The 15,666-nt window shown below is 67.7% G+C and carries 15 protein-coding genes; 14 read left to right on the plus strand and 1 reads right to left on the minus strand.

Annotation, left to right across the window (positions count from 1 at the left end):
- The first annotated feature begins 154 nt into the window (after positions 1-154).
- From ftsZ to ACWAT3_RS00355, 13 genes are all read left to right on the plus strand, one after another.
- Positions 155-1,300, plus strand: coding sequence for a cell division protein FtsZ (ftsZ, locus tag ACWAT3_RS00295; RefSeq protein ID WP_460794898.1), 1,146 nt, complete (start codon positions 155-157; stop codon positions 1,298-1,300).
- A 19-nt stretch (positions 1,301-1,319) separates the two neighbouring features.
- Positions 1,320-2,018 (plus strand): YggS family pyridoxal phosphate-dependent enzyme, encoded by a 699-nt coding sequence (locus ACWAT3_RS00300; RefSeq protein WP_460794900.1) that lies wholly within the window; start codon positions 1,320-1,322, stop codon positions 2,016-2,018.
- 41 nt (positions 2,019-2,059) lie between these two features.
- On the plus strand, positions 2,060-2,536 hold the full coding sequence (locus ACWAT3_RS00305) for a cell division protein SepF (protein WP_429462139.1): 477 nt from the start codon (positions 2,060-2,062) through the stop codon (positions 2,534-2,536).
- Between the two features lie 3 nt (positions 2,537-2,539).
- Positions 2,540-2,851, plus strand: a complete 312-nt coding sequence (locus tag ACWAT3_RS00310) for a YggT family protein (RefSeq protein ID WP_460794902.1) — start codon at positions 2,540-2,542, stop codon at positions 2,849-2,851.
- Between the two features lie 125 nt (positions 2,852-2,976).
- Entirely contained in the window at positions 2,977-3,591 is a 615-nt protein-coding gene (locus ACWAT3_RS00315; RefSeq protein WP_460794904.1) for a DivIVA domain-containing protein, read from the plus strand.
- 9 nt (positions 3,592-3,600) lie between these two features.
- Positions 3,601-4,272: a signal peptidase II gene (gene lspA, locus ACWAT3_RS00320; RefSeq protein WP_460794906.1), complete on the plus strand. Its 672-nt coding sequence runs from the start codon at positions 3,601-3,603 to the stop codon at positions 4,270-4,272.
- Positions 4,273-4,274: 2 nt separating this feature from the next.
- The gene (locus ACWAT3_RS00325) at positions 4,275-5,195 is read left to right on the plus strand and encodes an RluA family pseudouridine synthase (protein WP_460794908.1); all 921 of its coding nucleotides are present in this window, start codon (positions 4,275-4,277) and stop codon (positions 5,193-5,195) included.
- 376 nt (positions 5,196-5,571) lie between these two features.
- The gene (locus ACWAT3_RS00330; protein ID WP_460794910.1) at positions 5,572-5,727 is read left to right on the plus strand and encodes a hypothetical protein; all 156 of its coding nucleotides are present in this window, start codon (positions 5,572-5,574) and stop codon (positions 5,725-5,727) included.
- 104 nt (positions 5,728-5,831) lie between these two features.
- Positions 5,832-9,350: a DNA polymerase III subunit alpha gene (dnaE, locus tag ACWAT3_RS00335; protein WP_460794912.1), complete on the plus strand. Its 3,519-nt coding sequence runs from the start codon at positions 5,832-5,834 to the stop codon at positions 9,348-9,350.
- Between the two features lie 126 nt (positions 9,351-9,476).
- Positions 9,477-10,703, plus strand: a complete 1,227-nt coding sequence (locus ACWAT3_RS00340; RefSeq protein ID WP_460794914.1) for a hypothetical protein — start codon at positions 9,477-9,479, stop codon at positions 10,701-10,703.
- Between the two features lies 1 nt (position 10,704).
- Positions 10,705-12,024, plus strand: coding sequence for a histidinol dehydrogenase (hisD, locus tag ACWAT3_RS00345; RefSeq protein WP_460794916.1), 1,320 nt, complete (start codon positions 10,705-10,707; stop codon positions 12,022-12,024).
- An 18-nt stretch (positions 12,025-12,042) separates the two neighbouring features.
- Positions 12,043-12,519 (plus strand): transcriptional regulator NrdR, encoded by a 477-nt coding sequence (gene nrdR, locus ACWAT3_RS00350; protein ID WP_460794918.1) that lies wholly within the window; start codon positions 12,043-12,045, stop codon positions 12,517-12,519.
- A 10-nt stretch (positions 12,520-12,529) separates the two neighbouring features.
- The gene (locus ACWAT3_RS00355) at positions 12,530-13,555 is read left to right on the plus strand and encodes a quinone-dependent dihydroorotate dehydrogenase (protein ID WP_460794920.1); all 1,026 of its coding nucleotides are present in this window, start codon (positions 12,530-12,532) and stop codon (positions 13,553-13,555) included.
- A gap of 49 nt (positions 13,556-13,604) precedes the next feature.
- Here the strand turns inward: ACWAT3_RS00355 and ACWAT3_RS00360 are convergent, their stop codons facing one another.
- Positions 13,605-14,168 carry a DUF3043 domain-containing protein gene (locus ACWAT3_RS00360; RefSeq protein WP_460794922.1) on the minus strand — a complete coding sequence of 188 codons (564 nt, stop codon included), beginning with the start codon at positions 14,166-14,168 and terminating at the stop codon, positions 13,605-13,607.
- A gap of 46 nt (positions 14,169-14,214) precedes the next feature.
- On the opposite strand from ACWAT3_RS00360, the gene ACWAT3_RS00365 reads away from it, so the two are divergent.
- A complete protein-coding gene (locus ACWAT3_RS00365; RefSeq protein WP_460794924.1) occupies positions 14,215-15,630 on the plus strand; it encodes a M20/M25/M40 family metallo-hydrolase in 1,416 nt (471 codons plus the stop codon).
- The last annotated feature ends 36 nt before the right edge of the window (positions 15,631-15,666 follow it).

Below are 15,666 nucleotides of genomic sequence, written 5' to 3' on the forward strand. Positions count from 1 at the left end.
GACACGCCCGTGTCGTTGCGCGTCCGCGCCGGATGGGCGCATACCTTCGATCAAGAGAACGCAATACCGGGAAATACTTTACACCTCTAGTTGAGGTTTAAGGTTCACACACTCGCAGAACAGATTTTCAGGCTCGACATATCGGAGGCCGGCCATGAGCCAGAACCAGAACTACCTCGCCGTGATCAAGGTCGTCGGCGTCGGCGGTGGCGGTGTCAACGCCGTCAACCGCATGATCGAACTCGGCCTGCGCGGCGTCGAGTTCATCGCCGTCAACACCGACGCGCAGGCGCTGCTGATGAGCGACGCCGACGTCAAGCTCGACGTCGGTCGCGAACTCACGCGCGGACTCGGCGCAGGCGCCGACCCCGAGGTGGGCCGTCGCGCCGCAGAGGACCACGCGGAGGAGATCGAGCAGGCGCTCACCGGCGCCGACATGGTCTTCGTCACCGCCGGTGAGGGCGGTGGCACCGGAACCGGTGGTGCCCCCGTCGTCGCGCGCATCGCGAAGTCCATCGGCGCGCTCACGATCGGTGTCGTCACGAAGCCGTTCTCGTTCGAGGGCCGCCGTCGCCAGAGCCAGGCCGAGGCGGGGGTCGTGAAGCTGAAGGAAGAGGTCGACACCCTCATCGTGGTGCCGAACGACCGACTCCTCGAGATTAGCGACCGCGGCATCTCGATGATCGAGGCCTTCGCCACGGCCGACCAGGTGCTCCTCGCCGGTGTGCAGGGCATCACCGACCTCATCACGACCCCGGGTCTCATCAACCTCGACTTCGCCGACGTCAAGTCGGTCATGCAGGGTGCCGGCTCCGCGCTCATGGGCATCGGGTCCGCGCGCGGCGCCGATCGGGCGATCAAGGCCGCTGAGCTCGCCGTCGAGTCGCCGCTTCTGGAAGCATCCATCGAAGGCGCGCACGGTGTGCTGCTGTCGATCCAGGGCGGCTCGAACCTCGGCATCTTCGAGATCCACGACGCGGCGGATCTGGTCAAGGAAGCCGCGCACCCCGAGGCGAACATCATCTTCGGTACCGTCATCGACGACACGCTCGGCGACGAGGTGCGCGTGACCGTGATCGCGGCCGGGTTCGACAGCGGCGAGCCGTCGCTGCGACTGGACCCGACGTTCCTCTCCCGCCCCGAGCCGCTGACCGAGCAGACGGTGGCCGAGGAGAAGAGCATCGAGGTCCCGGTGGTCGAGGAGAAGCGCGAGCCGGTGGCGCCCATCTCGGCGACCAGCAGCTACGAGCCGGCGTTCGCGGACGACAACGACCTCGACATCCCCGAGTTCCTCAAGTGACCTCGAGGACGACCACACGATGACCCTGGCGGCACGGCTGTCGGCGATCGATGAGCAGATCGCCGACGCCGCGCGCGCGTCGGGGCGCAACGCCGACGAGATCACACGCATCGTCGTCACGAAGTTCCACCCGGCCTCCCTGGTCGCCGATCTCGCCGCGCTCGGGGTGGCCGACGTCGGCGAGAACCGTCAGCAGGAGCTCACCGCGAAGCGGGACGAGCTGCGACAGGCTCAGGAGTCGGATGAGCTGAAGCAACTGCGCTGGCACTTCATCGGCCAGGCACAGACGAACAAGGCAGCGGCGATCCGTCGTAGCGCCGACGTGGTGCACTCGCTCGACCGGGGCCGCCTCGCGGATGCGCTGCATCGCGCGGCGGATTCGGATGCCGTGCTCGATGTCCTCGTGCAGGTCAACCTCACCGAGGATGCCGGACGAGGGGGAGTCGCCCCCGAGGCGGCCGTCGGCCTCGCCGACCACGTCGCCGCCCTGGGTTCACTGCGTCTGCGTGGCGTCATGGCGGTCGCTCCTCTGGACGAGGAGCCCGCTTCTGCCTTCGCCCGACTGCGAGCGGTGGCGGATGCCGTGCGCGCACAGCATCCGGATGCCGCCTGGATCTCGGCGGGTATGACGGCCGATTTCGCGCAGGCCATCGCGGCTGGCGCGACACACCTGCGGATCGGATCCGCAATCACCGGTCCCCGCCCTGTGCGGGGATAACCTCGAACCAGACCAGCCCCGATACGTTTCCGGAGGACACGATGGGAAACCCGCTGAAGAAGACCATGGTGTATCTCGGCCTCGCCGACGAGGAAGAGGTCTACGAAGAGGAGGCGTCCCAGGCGCCTGCTCGTGCACACCGCGAGCGCGACCGCGAGGTCGAGGAGCAGGCACCCGCGCCGGTGACCCCGCTTCGTCGTCCCGTGGCCGTGCGCCAGCCGGCTGGAGGCGCCGTGAACGAAATCCTCACCGTGCACCCGAAGCAGTACCGCGATGCGCAGCTCATCGCCGAGAGCTTCCGCGAGGGCATTCCGGTGATCATCAACCTGTCGCAGATGTCGGATGCCGAGGCTCGTCGCCTCATCGACTTCGCGAGCGGTCTTTCCCTCGGTCTCTACGGCCGCATCGAGCGCGTCACCTCCAAGGTGTTCCTGCTCTCGCCGGAGAACATCGCCGTGTCCGGACACGGGGGAATCGCTCAGGCGGACGCGGAGTCCGCCGCCTTCGACCACGCATAAACCGTGGGTTCGCTGGTCTCTCTCATCGCCAGCATCGTTCATCTGGTGCTGCTGATCTACATCTTCGTGCTCTTCGCGCGACTGATCCTCGACTACATCCCGTTGTTCAATCGGGAGTGGCGACCGAAGGGCTTCGGCCTGGTGGTCGCAGAGGCGATCTACACCATCACCGATCCGCCGATCCGGTTCTTCCGTCGAATCATTCCGCCCTTGCGGATCGGCGGACTGTCGCTGGATTTCGGGTTCGCGTTGACGATGTTCGTCGTCCTCATCCTCATGGCCGTCGTGCGCGCGATCGGCGGCGCCGCGAGCTGAGCACCGGCACGCCGGAGTGAGCGTCCGCCGTCGCGGCGATCAGGTCCGGGGACTATGCTTGGCTCCCAGGTGCGCCCCCAGGGTCCGCGCCAGATCCACAAACTCATCGAAAGAGGAGCCTACCCATGGCACTGACCCCGGATGACGTCGTCACCAAGCAGTTTCAGCACGTCCGCTTCAAGGACGGCTTCGACCCGGACGAGGTGGATGACTTCCTCGACGAGATCGTCGTCGAGTGGCGCAAGGCCCTCGAGGAGAACACCGAGCTAAAAGCCAAGCTCGCCGCGTACGAGTCCGGTGAGAAGAAGGCCGCCGAGGCTCCCGAGGCTCCGGTCGTCGCCGAGGTTCCGGCGCCGGTCGCCGCGGCTCCCGCGCCCGTCGAGACGCCCGCTCCTGCGGCGGCGCCTGTGGCCACCACGACCACCGCTGGCATCATCGAGCTGGCCCAGCGTCTGCACGACGAGCACGTCGCCGAGGGCGAGTCGAAGCGTGCTGCGCTCATCGCCGAGGCTGAGACCGAGGTCGAGAAGATCCGCAGCGAGGCCGCGGCCAAGCAGCGCGAGGAGTCCGCACGTCTCGAGCGCGAGCGCAACACGCTCGAAGCCCGCATCACCGAGCTGCGCACGTTCGAGCGCGACTATCGCACACAGCTGCGCGGCTACATCGAGGGTCAGCTGCGAGACCTGGACGAGAAGGCCACGTCGGCGGATTCGACGCCGGTCTCCGCCATCGGTCTCTAAGGCATCCTCTTGTCAGGACGTCGTCCCCTTCGTCGGTCGGCGGCCGGCGCGATCGTCGCGATTCTCGCGATCGTCGTGCTGGCCGCCGATCAGTTCGTGAAGTACCTCACGGTCGAGAACCTTCCCTACGGGGAGCCTGTTCCGGTGCTGGGGGAGTTCCTCCAGCTCCTCTTCGTGCGCAACCCTGGTGCCGCGTTCTCCATCGGCGCCGACCACACCTGGATCTTCACAATCGCGCTGAGCGTCGTCGCCATGGTCATCATCTGGAAGGCTGTCGGCGTGCAGTCGCGCCTGTGGGCGGTCGTGCTCGGATGCCTGCTGGGCGGCGTGCTCGGCAACCTGGGCGACCGCTTCTTCCGTGAGCCCGGTTTCGCGATGGGCGAAGTCGTCGACATGATCTCGATGCCGTGGATGATGCCGGCGATCTTCAACATCGCCGACGTCTTCATCGTCACCGGCATGATCTCCGTCGCCCTGCTCGTCGTGTTCGGTCTGCGCTTCGACGGCACGCGCGAGCGGGACCACATCGAAGCGGAGAAGGCCGCCGCCGCGCAGCAGGCCGAGGGCGCTGAGGGCACGGCGGATGCCGACCGCGTCGACGTCGCAGATGAGCCGTCGGATCCGACGCGTGCGGAAGACGACGAGGCCGGCCGCCCGGCGTCGTCCGGCGCGGCATCCTGATCGTGGAGTCCCGTCACCTTCCGATTCCGGACGGCCTCGAGGGCGTGCGTGTTGATGCCGCACTCGCCAAGATGCTCGGCTTCTCGCGCACGTTCGCGGCCGAGGTCGCCGAAGCCGGGGGCGTGAGCGTCGACGGCATGACGCTCGGCAAGTCGGATCGGCTTCACGCCGGCGGCTGGCTGAGTGTCGAATGGCGGCCGAAGGAGGAGCCGCGCATCGTTCCGGTGGACGTCCCCGAGCTCGGCATCATCCATGACGACGACGAGATCGTCGTCGTCGACAAGCCCACCGGCGTCGCCGCCCACCCCTCGCTGGGCTGGGACGGACCGACAGTGCTCGGCGCGCTGGCCGGCGCGGGATTCCGCATCGCCACGAGCGGTGCGGCCGAGCGCGCGGGCATCGTGCATCGCCTCGACGTGGGCACATCCGGCCTCATGGTCGTCGCGAAGACCGAGCGCGCGTACACGCTGCTCAAGCGCGCCTTCAAGGAGCGCACGGTCGACAAGATCTACCACGCCGTCGTGCAGGGGCACCCCGACCCCCTGGCGGGAACCATCGACGCCCCGATCGGGCGGCATCCGAACCATTCGTGGAAGTTCGCCGTCACACCGGAGGGCAAGGACTCGGTGACGCACTACGAGACGCTCGAGGCGTTCCCCGGTGCGTCGCTGCTGGAGGTTCATCTCGAGACGGGGCGCACCCATCAGATCCGCGTGCACATGGCTGCTCACCGGCATCCGTGCGTCGGCGATCCCCTCTATGGAGCCGACCCGACGACGGCGGCGAGGCTGGGGCTGACGCGGCAGTGGCTGCACGCGCACAAGCTCGCTTTCGCGCACCCGGCGACCGGCGACCGAGTCGAGTTCGCTTCGCCTTATCCGGCGGACCTGGCCAGCGCGCTGGAGATGCTGCGCGGCGACTGAGCGCGAGCCCGACTGACCTGCGCCCGAAATCAGGAGGTTCTCCCGAGAACCGGACGGATTCGTGGTTCTCTTCCTGATCTCGGGCGAACCACCTGATCTGGGGTCACGGTCTGTGCGTTCGGTCACGCCGCGGGTGGCCTCTGGATGCTCGACCCGCACCGCTCGAGCCGTACGGCTGCACACGTGACGAAGGAAGGAGAGAACGATGGATGCGTTGGATCTCGTGCGTGACATCGCCCTGACGTGACCCTGAGCGAGTCGATCATCGCGTCGTCACGTGCACGGGTGCGGGCCGGCCTCCGTGTTCCGGCGAGGGCGCCGCGCAGGCCCTTGGCTACTCGACGGCACGGAGAGCGTGGGTCAGGACGGCGGTGTCGTGACGGTGTCCTTCCGCCGGCCCTACTATGACGAGCCCGGTCGGGCCACCGAGATCGTCTCCACGGTGGCGGGGTCCGGATCGGCGCTTGTCGGTGACGAGATTCCCGATGTGCGGAGAACGTTCACGTTCTCCGTGGTCGATGCCGTGCCGTGAGAGACCAGGCCGACCTCGCCGGTGCCCCGGAGGTGCTACGCGGCGACTGACCGATCTCGACCCCTCCGGCACCCGACGTCGGTACCCGAAAGTAGACTCGAAGCATGGCATCCGACTCCTTCGTGCACCTCCATGTCCACAGCGAGTACTCGATGCTGGACGGTGCGGCGAAGATCGCGGCGATGACCCAGGCGGCGGCGGATTACGGCATGCCGGCCATCGCGGTGACCGACCACGGCAACACGTTCGCGGCCTTCGAGTTCTACAACGCGGCGCGCAACGCAGGCATCAAACCGATCATCGGTCTGGAGGCCTACGTCACCCCCGGCACGCACCGCAGCGACAAGACGCGCGTGCAGTGGGGCTCGCCCGATCAGAAGAGCGACGACGTCTCCGGATCCGGTGCGTACACCCACATGACCATGTGGAGTCAGAGTACCGAGGGCATGCACAACCTCTTCCGGCTGAGCTCGCTCTCGAGCATGGAGGGCTACTACTTCAAACCCCGTATGGACCGCGACCTGCTGCAGACGTATGGCAAGGGACTGATCGCGACAACCGGCTGCCCGTCCGGCGAGATCCAGACCCGACTGCGCCTCGGGCAGTACGATGCCGCGCGTGCGGCGGCCGCCGAGTTCCAGGATCTGTTCGGCAAGGAGAACTACTTCGCCGAGATCATGGACCACGGCCTGTCGATCGAGCGCCGGGTCATGACCGATCTGCTGCGGTTGTCGAAGGATCTCGGCATCCCGCTGGTGGCGACCAACGACTCGCACTACACGCACCAGCACGAGGCCGACGCGCACGCGGCCCTGCTCTGCGTGCAGTCCGGGTCGACACTGGACGACCCGAACCGCTTCAAGTTCGACGGCGACGGCTACTACGTGAAGACCGCGCAGGAGATGCGCCAGCTCTTCCGCGATCACCCGGAGGCGTGCGATAACACGCTGCTCATCGCCGAGCGCTGCGAGGTCGAGTTCAACACGTCGGCGAACTACATGCCGCGCTTCCCCGTACCCGACGGAGAGACCGAGGACAGCTGGCTCATCAAGGAGGTCGAGCAGGGCCTGCACTACCGCTACCCGGCCGGCATCCCCGACAAGGTCCGCAAGCAGGCCGAGTACGAGACCGGGATCATCCTGCAGATGGGCTTCCCGGGGTACTTCCTCGTCGTCGCCGACTTCATCAACTGGGCCAAGGACAACGGCATCCGGGTCGGTCCTGGTCGTGGTTCCGGTGCAGGATCCATGGTCGCCTACGCCATGAAGATCACCGACCTCGACCCGCTCGAGCACGGACTCATCTTCGAGCGCTTCCTCAACCCTGACCGCGTCTCGATGCCCGACTTCGACGTCGACTTCGACGACCGTCGCCGTGGCGAGGTGATCGACTACGTCACCGAGAAGTACGGCTCCGAGCGCGTCGCTCAGATCGTGACGTACGGCACCATCAAGTCCAAGCAGGCGCTGAAGGATGCCGGGCGCGTCCTCGGATTCCCGTTCAGCATGGGCGAGCGTCTCACGAAGGCGATGCCGCCGCCCGTCATGGGCAAGGACATGGAGCTCGGCGGCATGTTCGACTCCGAGCACAAACGGTACAAGGAGGCGAGCGAGTTCCGGGCGCTCATCGAGACCGACCCAGAGGCGAAGACGGTCTTCGACCGCGCACTCGGGCTCGAGGGGCTGAAGCGCCAGTGGGGTGTGCACGCCGCCGGCGTCATCATGTCGTCCGAGCCGCTGCTCGACATCATCCCGATCATGCGCCGCGAGCAGGACGGCCAGATCGTCACGCAGTTCGATTATCCGTCGTGTGAGACGCTGGGCCTCATCAAGATGGACTTCCTGGGGCTGCGCAACCTCACGATCATCTCGGACGCGCTCGACAACATCCGCACGAACAGGGGAGAGGAACTCGATCTCGAGCATCTCGAACTCGACGATGCCGCCGCGTACGAGCTGCTCACCCGCGGTGACACGCTCGGCGTCTTCCAGCTCGACGGCGGCCCGATGCGCTCGCTGCTGCGACTGATGAAGCCGGACAACTTCGAAGACGTCTCGGCCGTGATCGCGCTGTACCGCCCCGGCCCCATGGGCGCGAACTCGCACACGAACTACGCGCTGCGCAAGAACGGTCTGCAACCGGTCACCCCGATCCACCCGGAGCTCGAGGAGCCGCTGAAGGACATCCTCGACATCAGCTATGGCCTGATCATCTATCAGGAGCAGGTCATGGCGATCGCGCAGAAGGTGGCCGGGTTCTCGCTCGGTCAAGCAGACATCCTGCGCCGCGCGATGGGCAAGAAGAAGAAGTCCGAGCTGGACAAGCAGTACGAGGGCTTCCACGACGGCATGATCGAGCGTGGGTTCGGTGAGGGTGCCATCAAGGCGCTGTGGGACATCCTGCTGCCGTTCTCGGACTATGCGTTCAACAAAGCCCACTCGGCAGCGTACGGGCTGGTCTCGTACTGGACCGCGTATCTCAAGGCGCACTATCCCGCCGAGTATATGGCCGCGCTGCTGACCAGCGTCGGCGACTCTAAGGACAAGATGGCGCTGTACTTGAACGAATGCCGTCGCATGGGCATCCGTGTGCTTCCGCCGGATGTGGGGGAGTCGATCAACTTCTTCGCCGCCGTCGGCGAGGACATCCGCTTCGGACTCGGGGCCGTGCGCAACGTCGGCAGCAACGTCGTCGAGGGCATCGTCCAGGCGCGCAAGAAGGAGAAGTTCGACTCGTTCCACGACTTCCTGCACAAGGCGCCGTTGCACGTCACGAACAAGCGGACGGTCGAATCCCTGATCAAGGCCGGGGCCTTCGACTCGATGGGCGACACGCGTCGTGCACTGATGGAGATCCACGAGGATGCCGTCGAGGCCGCCGTGGATCGCAAGCGCAACGAGGCGCAGGGCGCGATCGGGTTCGACTTCGACAGCCTCTACGACGACATGGAGGAGGCCGCACCGGCCAAGGTGCCCGAGCGCCCGGAGTGGACCAAGAAGGACAAGCTGGCGTTCGAGCGCGAGATGCTCGGTCTGTACGTCTCCGATCACCCGCTCGCAGGCCTCGAGGTGCCGCTCGCCAAGCACGCCTCGATCTCGATCCACAATCTGCTGGCGTCCGAGGACCTTCAGGACGGCGACCAGGTTACAGTCGCCGGACTCGTGACCAGCGTGCAGCACCGTGTCGCCAAGGCCAGCGGCAATCCGTACGGCATGATCACCGTCGAGGACTTCAACGGCGAGGTCACCGTGATGTTCATGGGGAAGACGTACACCGAGTTCCAGCACGTGCTGCAGCAGGATGCGATCCTCGCTGTCCGCGGACGCGTGTCGCGTCGCGATGACGGACTCAATCTGCACGCGCAGTCGGCGTTCGCCCCGGACATCGGTTCGTTCGATGCAGCCGGGCCGCTGTCGCTCGTCGTGGCGGAGCAGCGCGCCACCGAGCGGGTCATGAACGATCTCGCCGAGGTGCTGCGCCGGCACAACGGCGACACCGAAGTGATGCTCCGCGTGCACCGGGGGCAGACCGCCAAAGTGTTCGAAGTTCCCATGCCGGTCACCGTCTCCGCTGATCTCTTCGGCGATCTGAAGTCGCTGCTCGGACCCGCCTGCCTCGGCTGACGCGGTTCATGAGAATGTCATGACGGTTACGTTCTCGATAAGGGTGCCGCGCGCACCCGCAGGTAATATCGGGACGCGTTAGGGACGTCGGCCGACACGGTCGCGTCCCGTGACGAAAGGAACAGGATGAGTAACCAGCACCCGTTCGAGGGCGACACCGAGTCCGCGACACCGACCACCGACGATGAGACGTTCACGGTGGAGGATGGCTCCGTCCTCTACGAGGACCAGGTGACGCCGGAGTACGGGATCCTCGGATTCACGCTGCGCGAGCTCATCATCGTCGGTGCCTGGCTGGTCGCCTTCGTGGTGTCGTTCTTCCCGCTCGTCGGCGGGAGCGGGTCCGTCTGGTCCCAGGGGATCGCCTGGGTGCTGCCGATCGGCCTGCCGACGGTCGCCGTGTTCCTGATCGTGCTGCGCCGGTTCTCGCCGGACGGCATCCGGCGCGTCGGCTCGCTCGGGATCGACCAGTTCGCCTCTGTGGCGTTCGCGGTCGCGGCGATCTCGTGGGCGCAGGTGAGCTGGTCGCTCGTTGGGTCCTGGATCGCCACCGGCATCGCCCCCGCGGCATGGGTGCCGTGGGTCGAGCTCGTCGCCGCCCTTGCCCTGGTCGTGCTGACCGTGTTCGCGCCGCTGATCCCCGGGCTGCGTGAGGACTTCATCGGTCGTCTCGAGACGCTGGCCCACCGCAACGCCAACCCCGTCCGCCCGGTGATCGCCAAGCCGCGCGAGCCCCGGTCCGCCGCAGCGACCGCGTCGGACGCGCCAGCCGCTCCCGTGCTGGATGCCGAGCTCTCCGGTGAGAACACCACAGATGAGATCGCAGCTCTCGGCCTGGCCGGTCAGGTGCCGCTCTCCGCGCACGCATCCGGCGGAGACACGGGTTCCGTGCTGACACAGGAGGAGTACGTGCCCGGCTACGCGCGCCGTTCGCGCGGAGAGGATGCCGAGCACGCACGTCTCGATGACGACGCACCGGAGATCGCACCGATCAGCGCAGCCGGCCTCGCACCGGAGTCCGACGCGGTCGAGGAAGTCGATGTGGAGATCGTCGATGTCGAGGTCGGGGAAGCGCAAGTCGCCGAGTCGCCAGCTGCCGAGGAGCAGGTCGTCGTCGAACAGGTCTTCGACGTCGACGCGACCAACCCCCGTTTCGCGCCAGCGGCTCAGCCGTTCTGGGCGCTGGCACCGAGCGACCGCGATGTCGTGGACGAGCGGGGCGAGCTGCTGTTCCGCATCGGCCCCGATGCCTGGGCCCTCGTGATCGAGGATCGTGGTGGCGCATTCGTCGTGCGACATGATGATGGCCGGATCGGCTATCTGCACGACATCGACGACATCACGAAGGGCTGACATGCGCACCATCGATCTCCGAGGGCGAGAGCTCTCGGCATCCGACATGCTCGCGGCCGTCCCGCGCGCGGCGCAGGCGCGCGCCGAGGCACTCGACACGGCCGCCCGCGTCGTCGAAGACGTCCGCGCCGACGGCGAGGCGGCTCTGCGCGACCAGGCCGAGCGCTTCGATCGTGTCACCGGACACGATGTGACGGTGCCGGCCGAGCACATCGCCGAGGCCGTGGCCGCACTCGACCCGGAGATCCGCTTCGCGCTGGAGGAGACCATCCGTCGCGTGCGACAGGCGTCTGCCGCACAGGTCCCCGCCGAGCAGACGACCGACATCGGTCCCGGTGCGCGTATCATGCAGCGGTGGCAGCCGGTCAGGCGCGTCGGCGTCTACATTCCCGGCGGCAAGGCCGTCTACCCGTCGAGCGTGATCATGAACGTCGTGCCCGCGCAGGTTGCCGGCGTCGAGCAGATCGCGCTCGCCTCGCCGCCGCAGGCGGATCAGGACGGACGCATCCACCCGACGATCCTCGCCGCCGCCGGCCTGCTCGGCATCGACGAGGTGTACGCGATGGGCGGCGCCGGTGCGATCGGGGCTTTCGCCCACGGCGTCGCCGGCATCGGACTCGACCCGGTCGATGTGGTCTCCGGACCGGGCAACAACTACGTCGCCTCCGCAAAGCGCGTCGTCGCCGGTGTCGTCGGCACGGACTCGGAAGCCGGCGCGACCGAGATCCTCATCGTCGCGGATGCCGAGGCGGACGCGCGCCTCATCGCGGCGGACCTGATCAGCCAGGCCGAGCACGACGAGCAGGCGTCTGCGGTGCTCGTGACCGACTCCGCTGATCTCGCCGAGCGCGTCGCGGCTGAGGTCGAGCAGCAGGCGGCATCCACCCGGCACGCCGAGCGCGTCGCCGCCGCCCTGAACGGTGAGCAGTCCGCGATCGTGCTCGTCGACGATCGGGCCATGGCGACCGCCTTCAGCAACGCCTACGCACCGGAGCACCTCGAGCTGCACCTCGAGGACGCGGATGCCGCGGCATCCGAATTCACCAGTGCCGGAGCGGTGTTCGTGGGGGACCAGACCCCGGTCAGCCTCGGCGACTACATGGCCGGGAGCAACCACGTACTTCCGACCGGCGGTCAGGCGCGCTACGCCCCGGGGCTCGGTGCCTACACGTTCCTGCGTCCGCAGCAGGTGATCCGCTACGATCACGCCGCGCTGGCGCAGGTGCGCTCCGGCGTCGTCGCGCTCGCGAACACCGAGGTGCTGCCGGCTCACGGCGAAGCGATCGAGGCGCGCTTCACCTCCGAAGCGACTGCCGACTGACCGGGTACGCTGACTCAAATGCACTGTCCGTTCTGCCGGCATCCGGATTCCCGCGTCATCGACTCGCGCACCAGCGACGACGGTCTGTCGATCCGTCGCCGCAGACAGTGCCCCGAGTGCGGTGGCCGGTTCTCGACGACTGAGACTGCGAGCCTGAACGTCATCAAGCGCAGCGGCGTCATGGAGCCGTTCAGTCGTGACAAGGTCATCTCCGGCGTGCGCAAGGCCTGCCAGGGGCGCCCGGTGACCGACTCGGACCTGGCCGTCCTGGCGCAGCGCGTGGAGGAGAACGTTCGCGCGACGGGCGTCTCGCAGTTGGACGCCAATGAGATCGGACTCGCGATCCTCGGACCGCTGCGCGAGCTCGACGAGGTCGCCTACCTGCGATTCGCGAGCGTCTACCAGGCGTTCGATTCACTCGAGGACTTCGAGAGCGCCATCACCGATCTGCGCGCCGACCACGAGCGCGCGGGGAACGCGGCAGACGACCGGTAATCTGGCAGGGATGTATCCGCTGCTCTTCCGCGTCGTCCTGTCGCGCCTCGATCCCGAATTCGCCCACCATGCCGGCATGGCGGTGATCCGCGTGCTCGGCGTTCCGCCGTTCTCGTGGGCGACTCGTGCGCTGACGGCGCCACCGGCCGAGCAGCGCGTCAGCGCGCTCGGACTGGAGTTCCCGTCGCCCTTCGGCATCGCCGCTGGATTCGACAAGAACGCCGTCGGTGTGCGTGGTCTCGCGGCGCTCGGCTTCGGACATGTCGAGGTCGGCACGATCACGGCGATCCCGCAGGATGGCAACCCCAAACCGCGCCTGTTCCGCCTGATCCCCGATCGCGCGGTCATCAACCGGATGGGCTTCAACAACGCCGGAGCGGATGCCGCGGCGAAGCGTCTCGCGAAGCTCCGCCGACGTAAGCCGAACACCGTCATCGGCGTCAACATCGGCAAGAGCCGTGTCGTCGAGGTCGAGAACGCGACCGCGGACTACGTCACGAGCGCGACGAAGCTCGCCCCGCTCGCGGACTATCTCGCCGTCAACGTCTCATCCCCGAACACGCCGGGCCTGCGCGGTCTGCAGGCCGTGGAAACGCTCGCTCCGCTGCTGCGCGCGGTCAAGGATGCCGCTGGCGACACGCCTCTGCTCGTGAAGATCGCCCCCGATCTGCCGGACGAGGAGATCGCCGCGATCGCTCAGCTCGCCGTGTCCGAAGGGCTCGCGGGAATCATCGCGCACAACACGACGATCTCGCGTGATGGGCTGAAGACCGATCCGGCCAAGGTCGAGGCCGCGGGGGCGGGCGGACTCTCGGGCGCTCCGCTACGGGAACGCTCGATGCAGGTGCTGAAGGTCGTGCGTGCTGCCGTCCCCGCCGAGTTCTGCGTGATCGCGGTCGGCGGCGTCGAGACGGCCGATGACGTGCGCGCGCGTCTGGATGCCGGGGCCACGCTCGTGCAGGGCTACACCGGCTTCCTGTACCGCGGACCGTTCTGGGGTCGCCAGATCACCCGCGGCCTGCGCCGCGGGCGCTGAGCCGCGCCGCGGGCGCTGAGCCGCGCGGCGGACACTGAGCCGCGCGGAATCAGGCGGGGTACTGGCGGCGCTTGACCTGCGGCTTGGGCAGGCGCATGAAGCGCATCTGCAGGGCGCGCATGGCCGCGTACCAGCCGAGGCCCTTCTCGAGCTTGTCCTTGCCGAACTTCGCAGCGGCCTTGCGCTTCACGCGGTTCGCGAGCAGCACCATGTCGAGGATCGAGATGAGCAGGTACGCCCACAGGCCGACGAACGCGTAGAACGACACGGCGGCGTTCGGCACGAGCGAGACCAGGATCACGACCAGCATCAGCGCCATGATCCACTCGGACAGGTGCCAACCGGCATCCACGTAGTCGCGCACCCAACGGCGCTGCGGACCCTTGTCGCGCGGCGGCAGGTACCGGTCGTCGCCGTTCGCCATGCCGACCCGGGCCTTCTCGCGCTGCTCGTTCAGCTGCGCCTTGGCCGCGGCCTTCGCCTCCTTGGTGTTCGCCACCAGCGGGCGGCGGCGGGCCGCTTCCTGCTCGGCGCGCGACGGGGTCGCGCGCCCCTTGCCGACGGCGGGCGTCTTTGCGGCGTCGTCGTTCGTCTCAGGGGTCGGAATGGCCACAGGGCTCCTCGGTCACGTGAAGGGGTTCGCCCTTAAGATTACCCGCATGACCTCTTCTGATTCGCAGACACCTGAAGACCTCGCCGTCGAAGAGGCGGTGCTCGAATCCGTCGCGACCGGCCTGCCGCGCGCGCTCGGCGATCTGGGCGATCTCGTCCGCATCCCCGGCATCGCCTGGCCGTCCTTCGATCAGTCGCAGCTCGAGCGCAGCGCGGATGCGATCTCGTCGCTCGTGCGCGACACCGGAGTCTTCGACGACGTGCGCGTGCTGCGGGCGGCGGTCCCAGGGACCGATGAGGTCGGCCAGCCGGCGATCCTCGCCACGAAGGCCGCCCGCAACGGCCGCCCCACGATTCTGCTCTACGCGCATCACGACGTGCAGCCTCCCGGGGACGACGCGCTGTGGGAGACGCCTCCGTTCGAGCCCACCGTCCGTGACGGCCGCATGTACGGCCGCGGCGCGGCCGATGACAAGGCAGGGATCATGGCGCACATCGCGTCGCTGCGTGCCGTCGCGGATGCCGTCGGCGCCGACCTCGACCTCGGCGTCGCGCTGTTCATCGAGGGGGAGGAGGAGTACGGCTCCCGCTCGTTCGGTCAGTTCCTGAGCGACAACGCCGACGCCCTCCGCGCGGACGCGATCGTGGTGGCCGACTCGGGCAACTGGGATGCCCGTACCCCTGGTCTGACGGTCTCGCTGCGCGGCAACGCCCGCTTCACGCTGACCGTGCGCACGCTCGAGCACGCGTCGCACTCCGGTATGTACGGCGGCGCGGTCCCGGACGCGATGATGGCGACGATCAAACTCCTGGACTCGCTGTGGGATGCCGACGGTGCCGTCGCCGTCGACGGGCTCGCGCAGCGGGATGCGGTCACCCCCGAGTACTCCGAGGACACGCTCCGCGACGAGGCGGGTCTTCCGGACGGCGTATCGCCGATCGGTCGGGACAGCATCCTCAGCCGGATCTGGAACAAGCCGTCCGTCACGGTGATCGGCGTGGACGCGACCAGCGTGGCCTCGGCATCCAACACGCTCTCGCCCGAGGTGACCGTCGTCATCAGCGCACGCGTTGCACCGGGCCAGAGCGGTGCGGATGCGTATGCCGCGCTGGAGAAGCACCTCAGGGCCAACGCGCCGTTCGGTGCACAGCTGACGTTCTCGGATGTCGACCTCGGAGACGGATTCCTCGTCGACACGAGCGGCTGGGCGGTGGCGCTCACCCGTGCGGCGATGGCCGACGGCTACGGCGTCGAACCCGTGGATCTCGGCGTCGGTGGATCGATTCCGTTCATCGCAGACCTCGTCCGCGAGTTTCCGGAGGCCCAGATCCTGGTCACGGGTGTCGAGGATCCGCACGCACGCGCGCACAGCCCGAACGAGTCGCTGCACCTGGATACGTTCCGGCATGCGGTGCGCACCGAGGCGCTGATGCTGACGCGCATGAACCGCATCGCGCGCTGACACGCCCGGCCGGCGCACCCGGCGGTAGAATCTGAA

The sequence above is a fragment of the Microbacterium sp. GXF0217 genome, assembly GCF_054798195.1.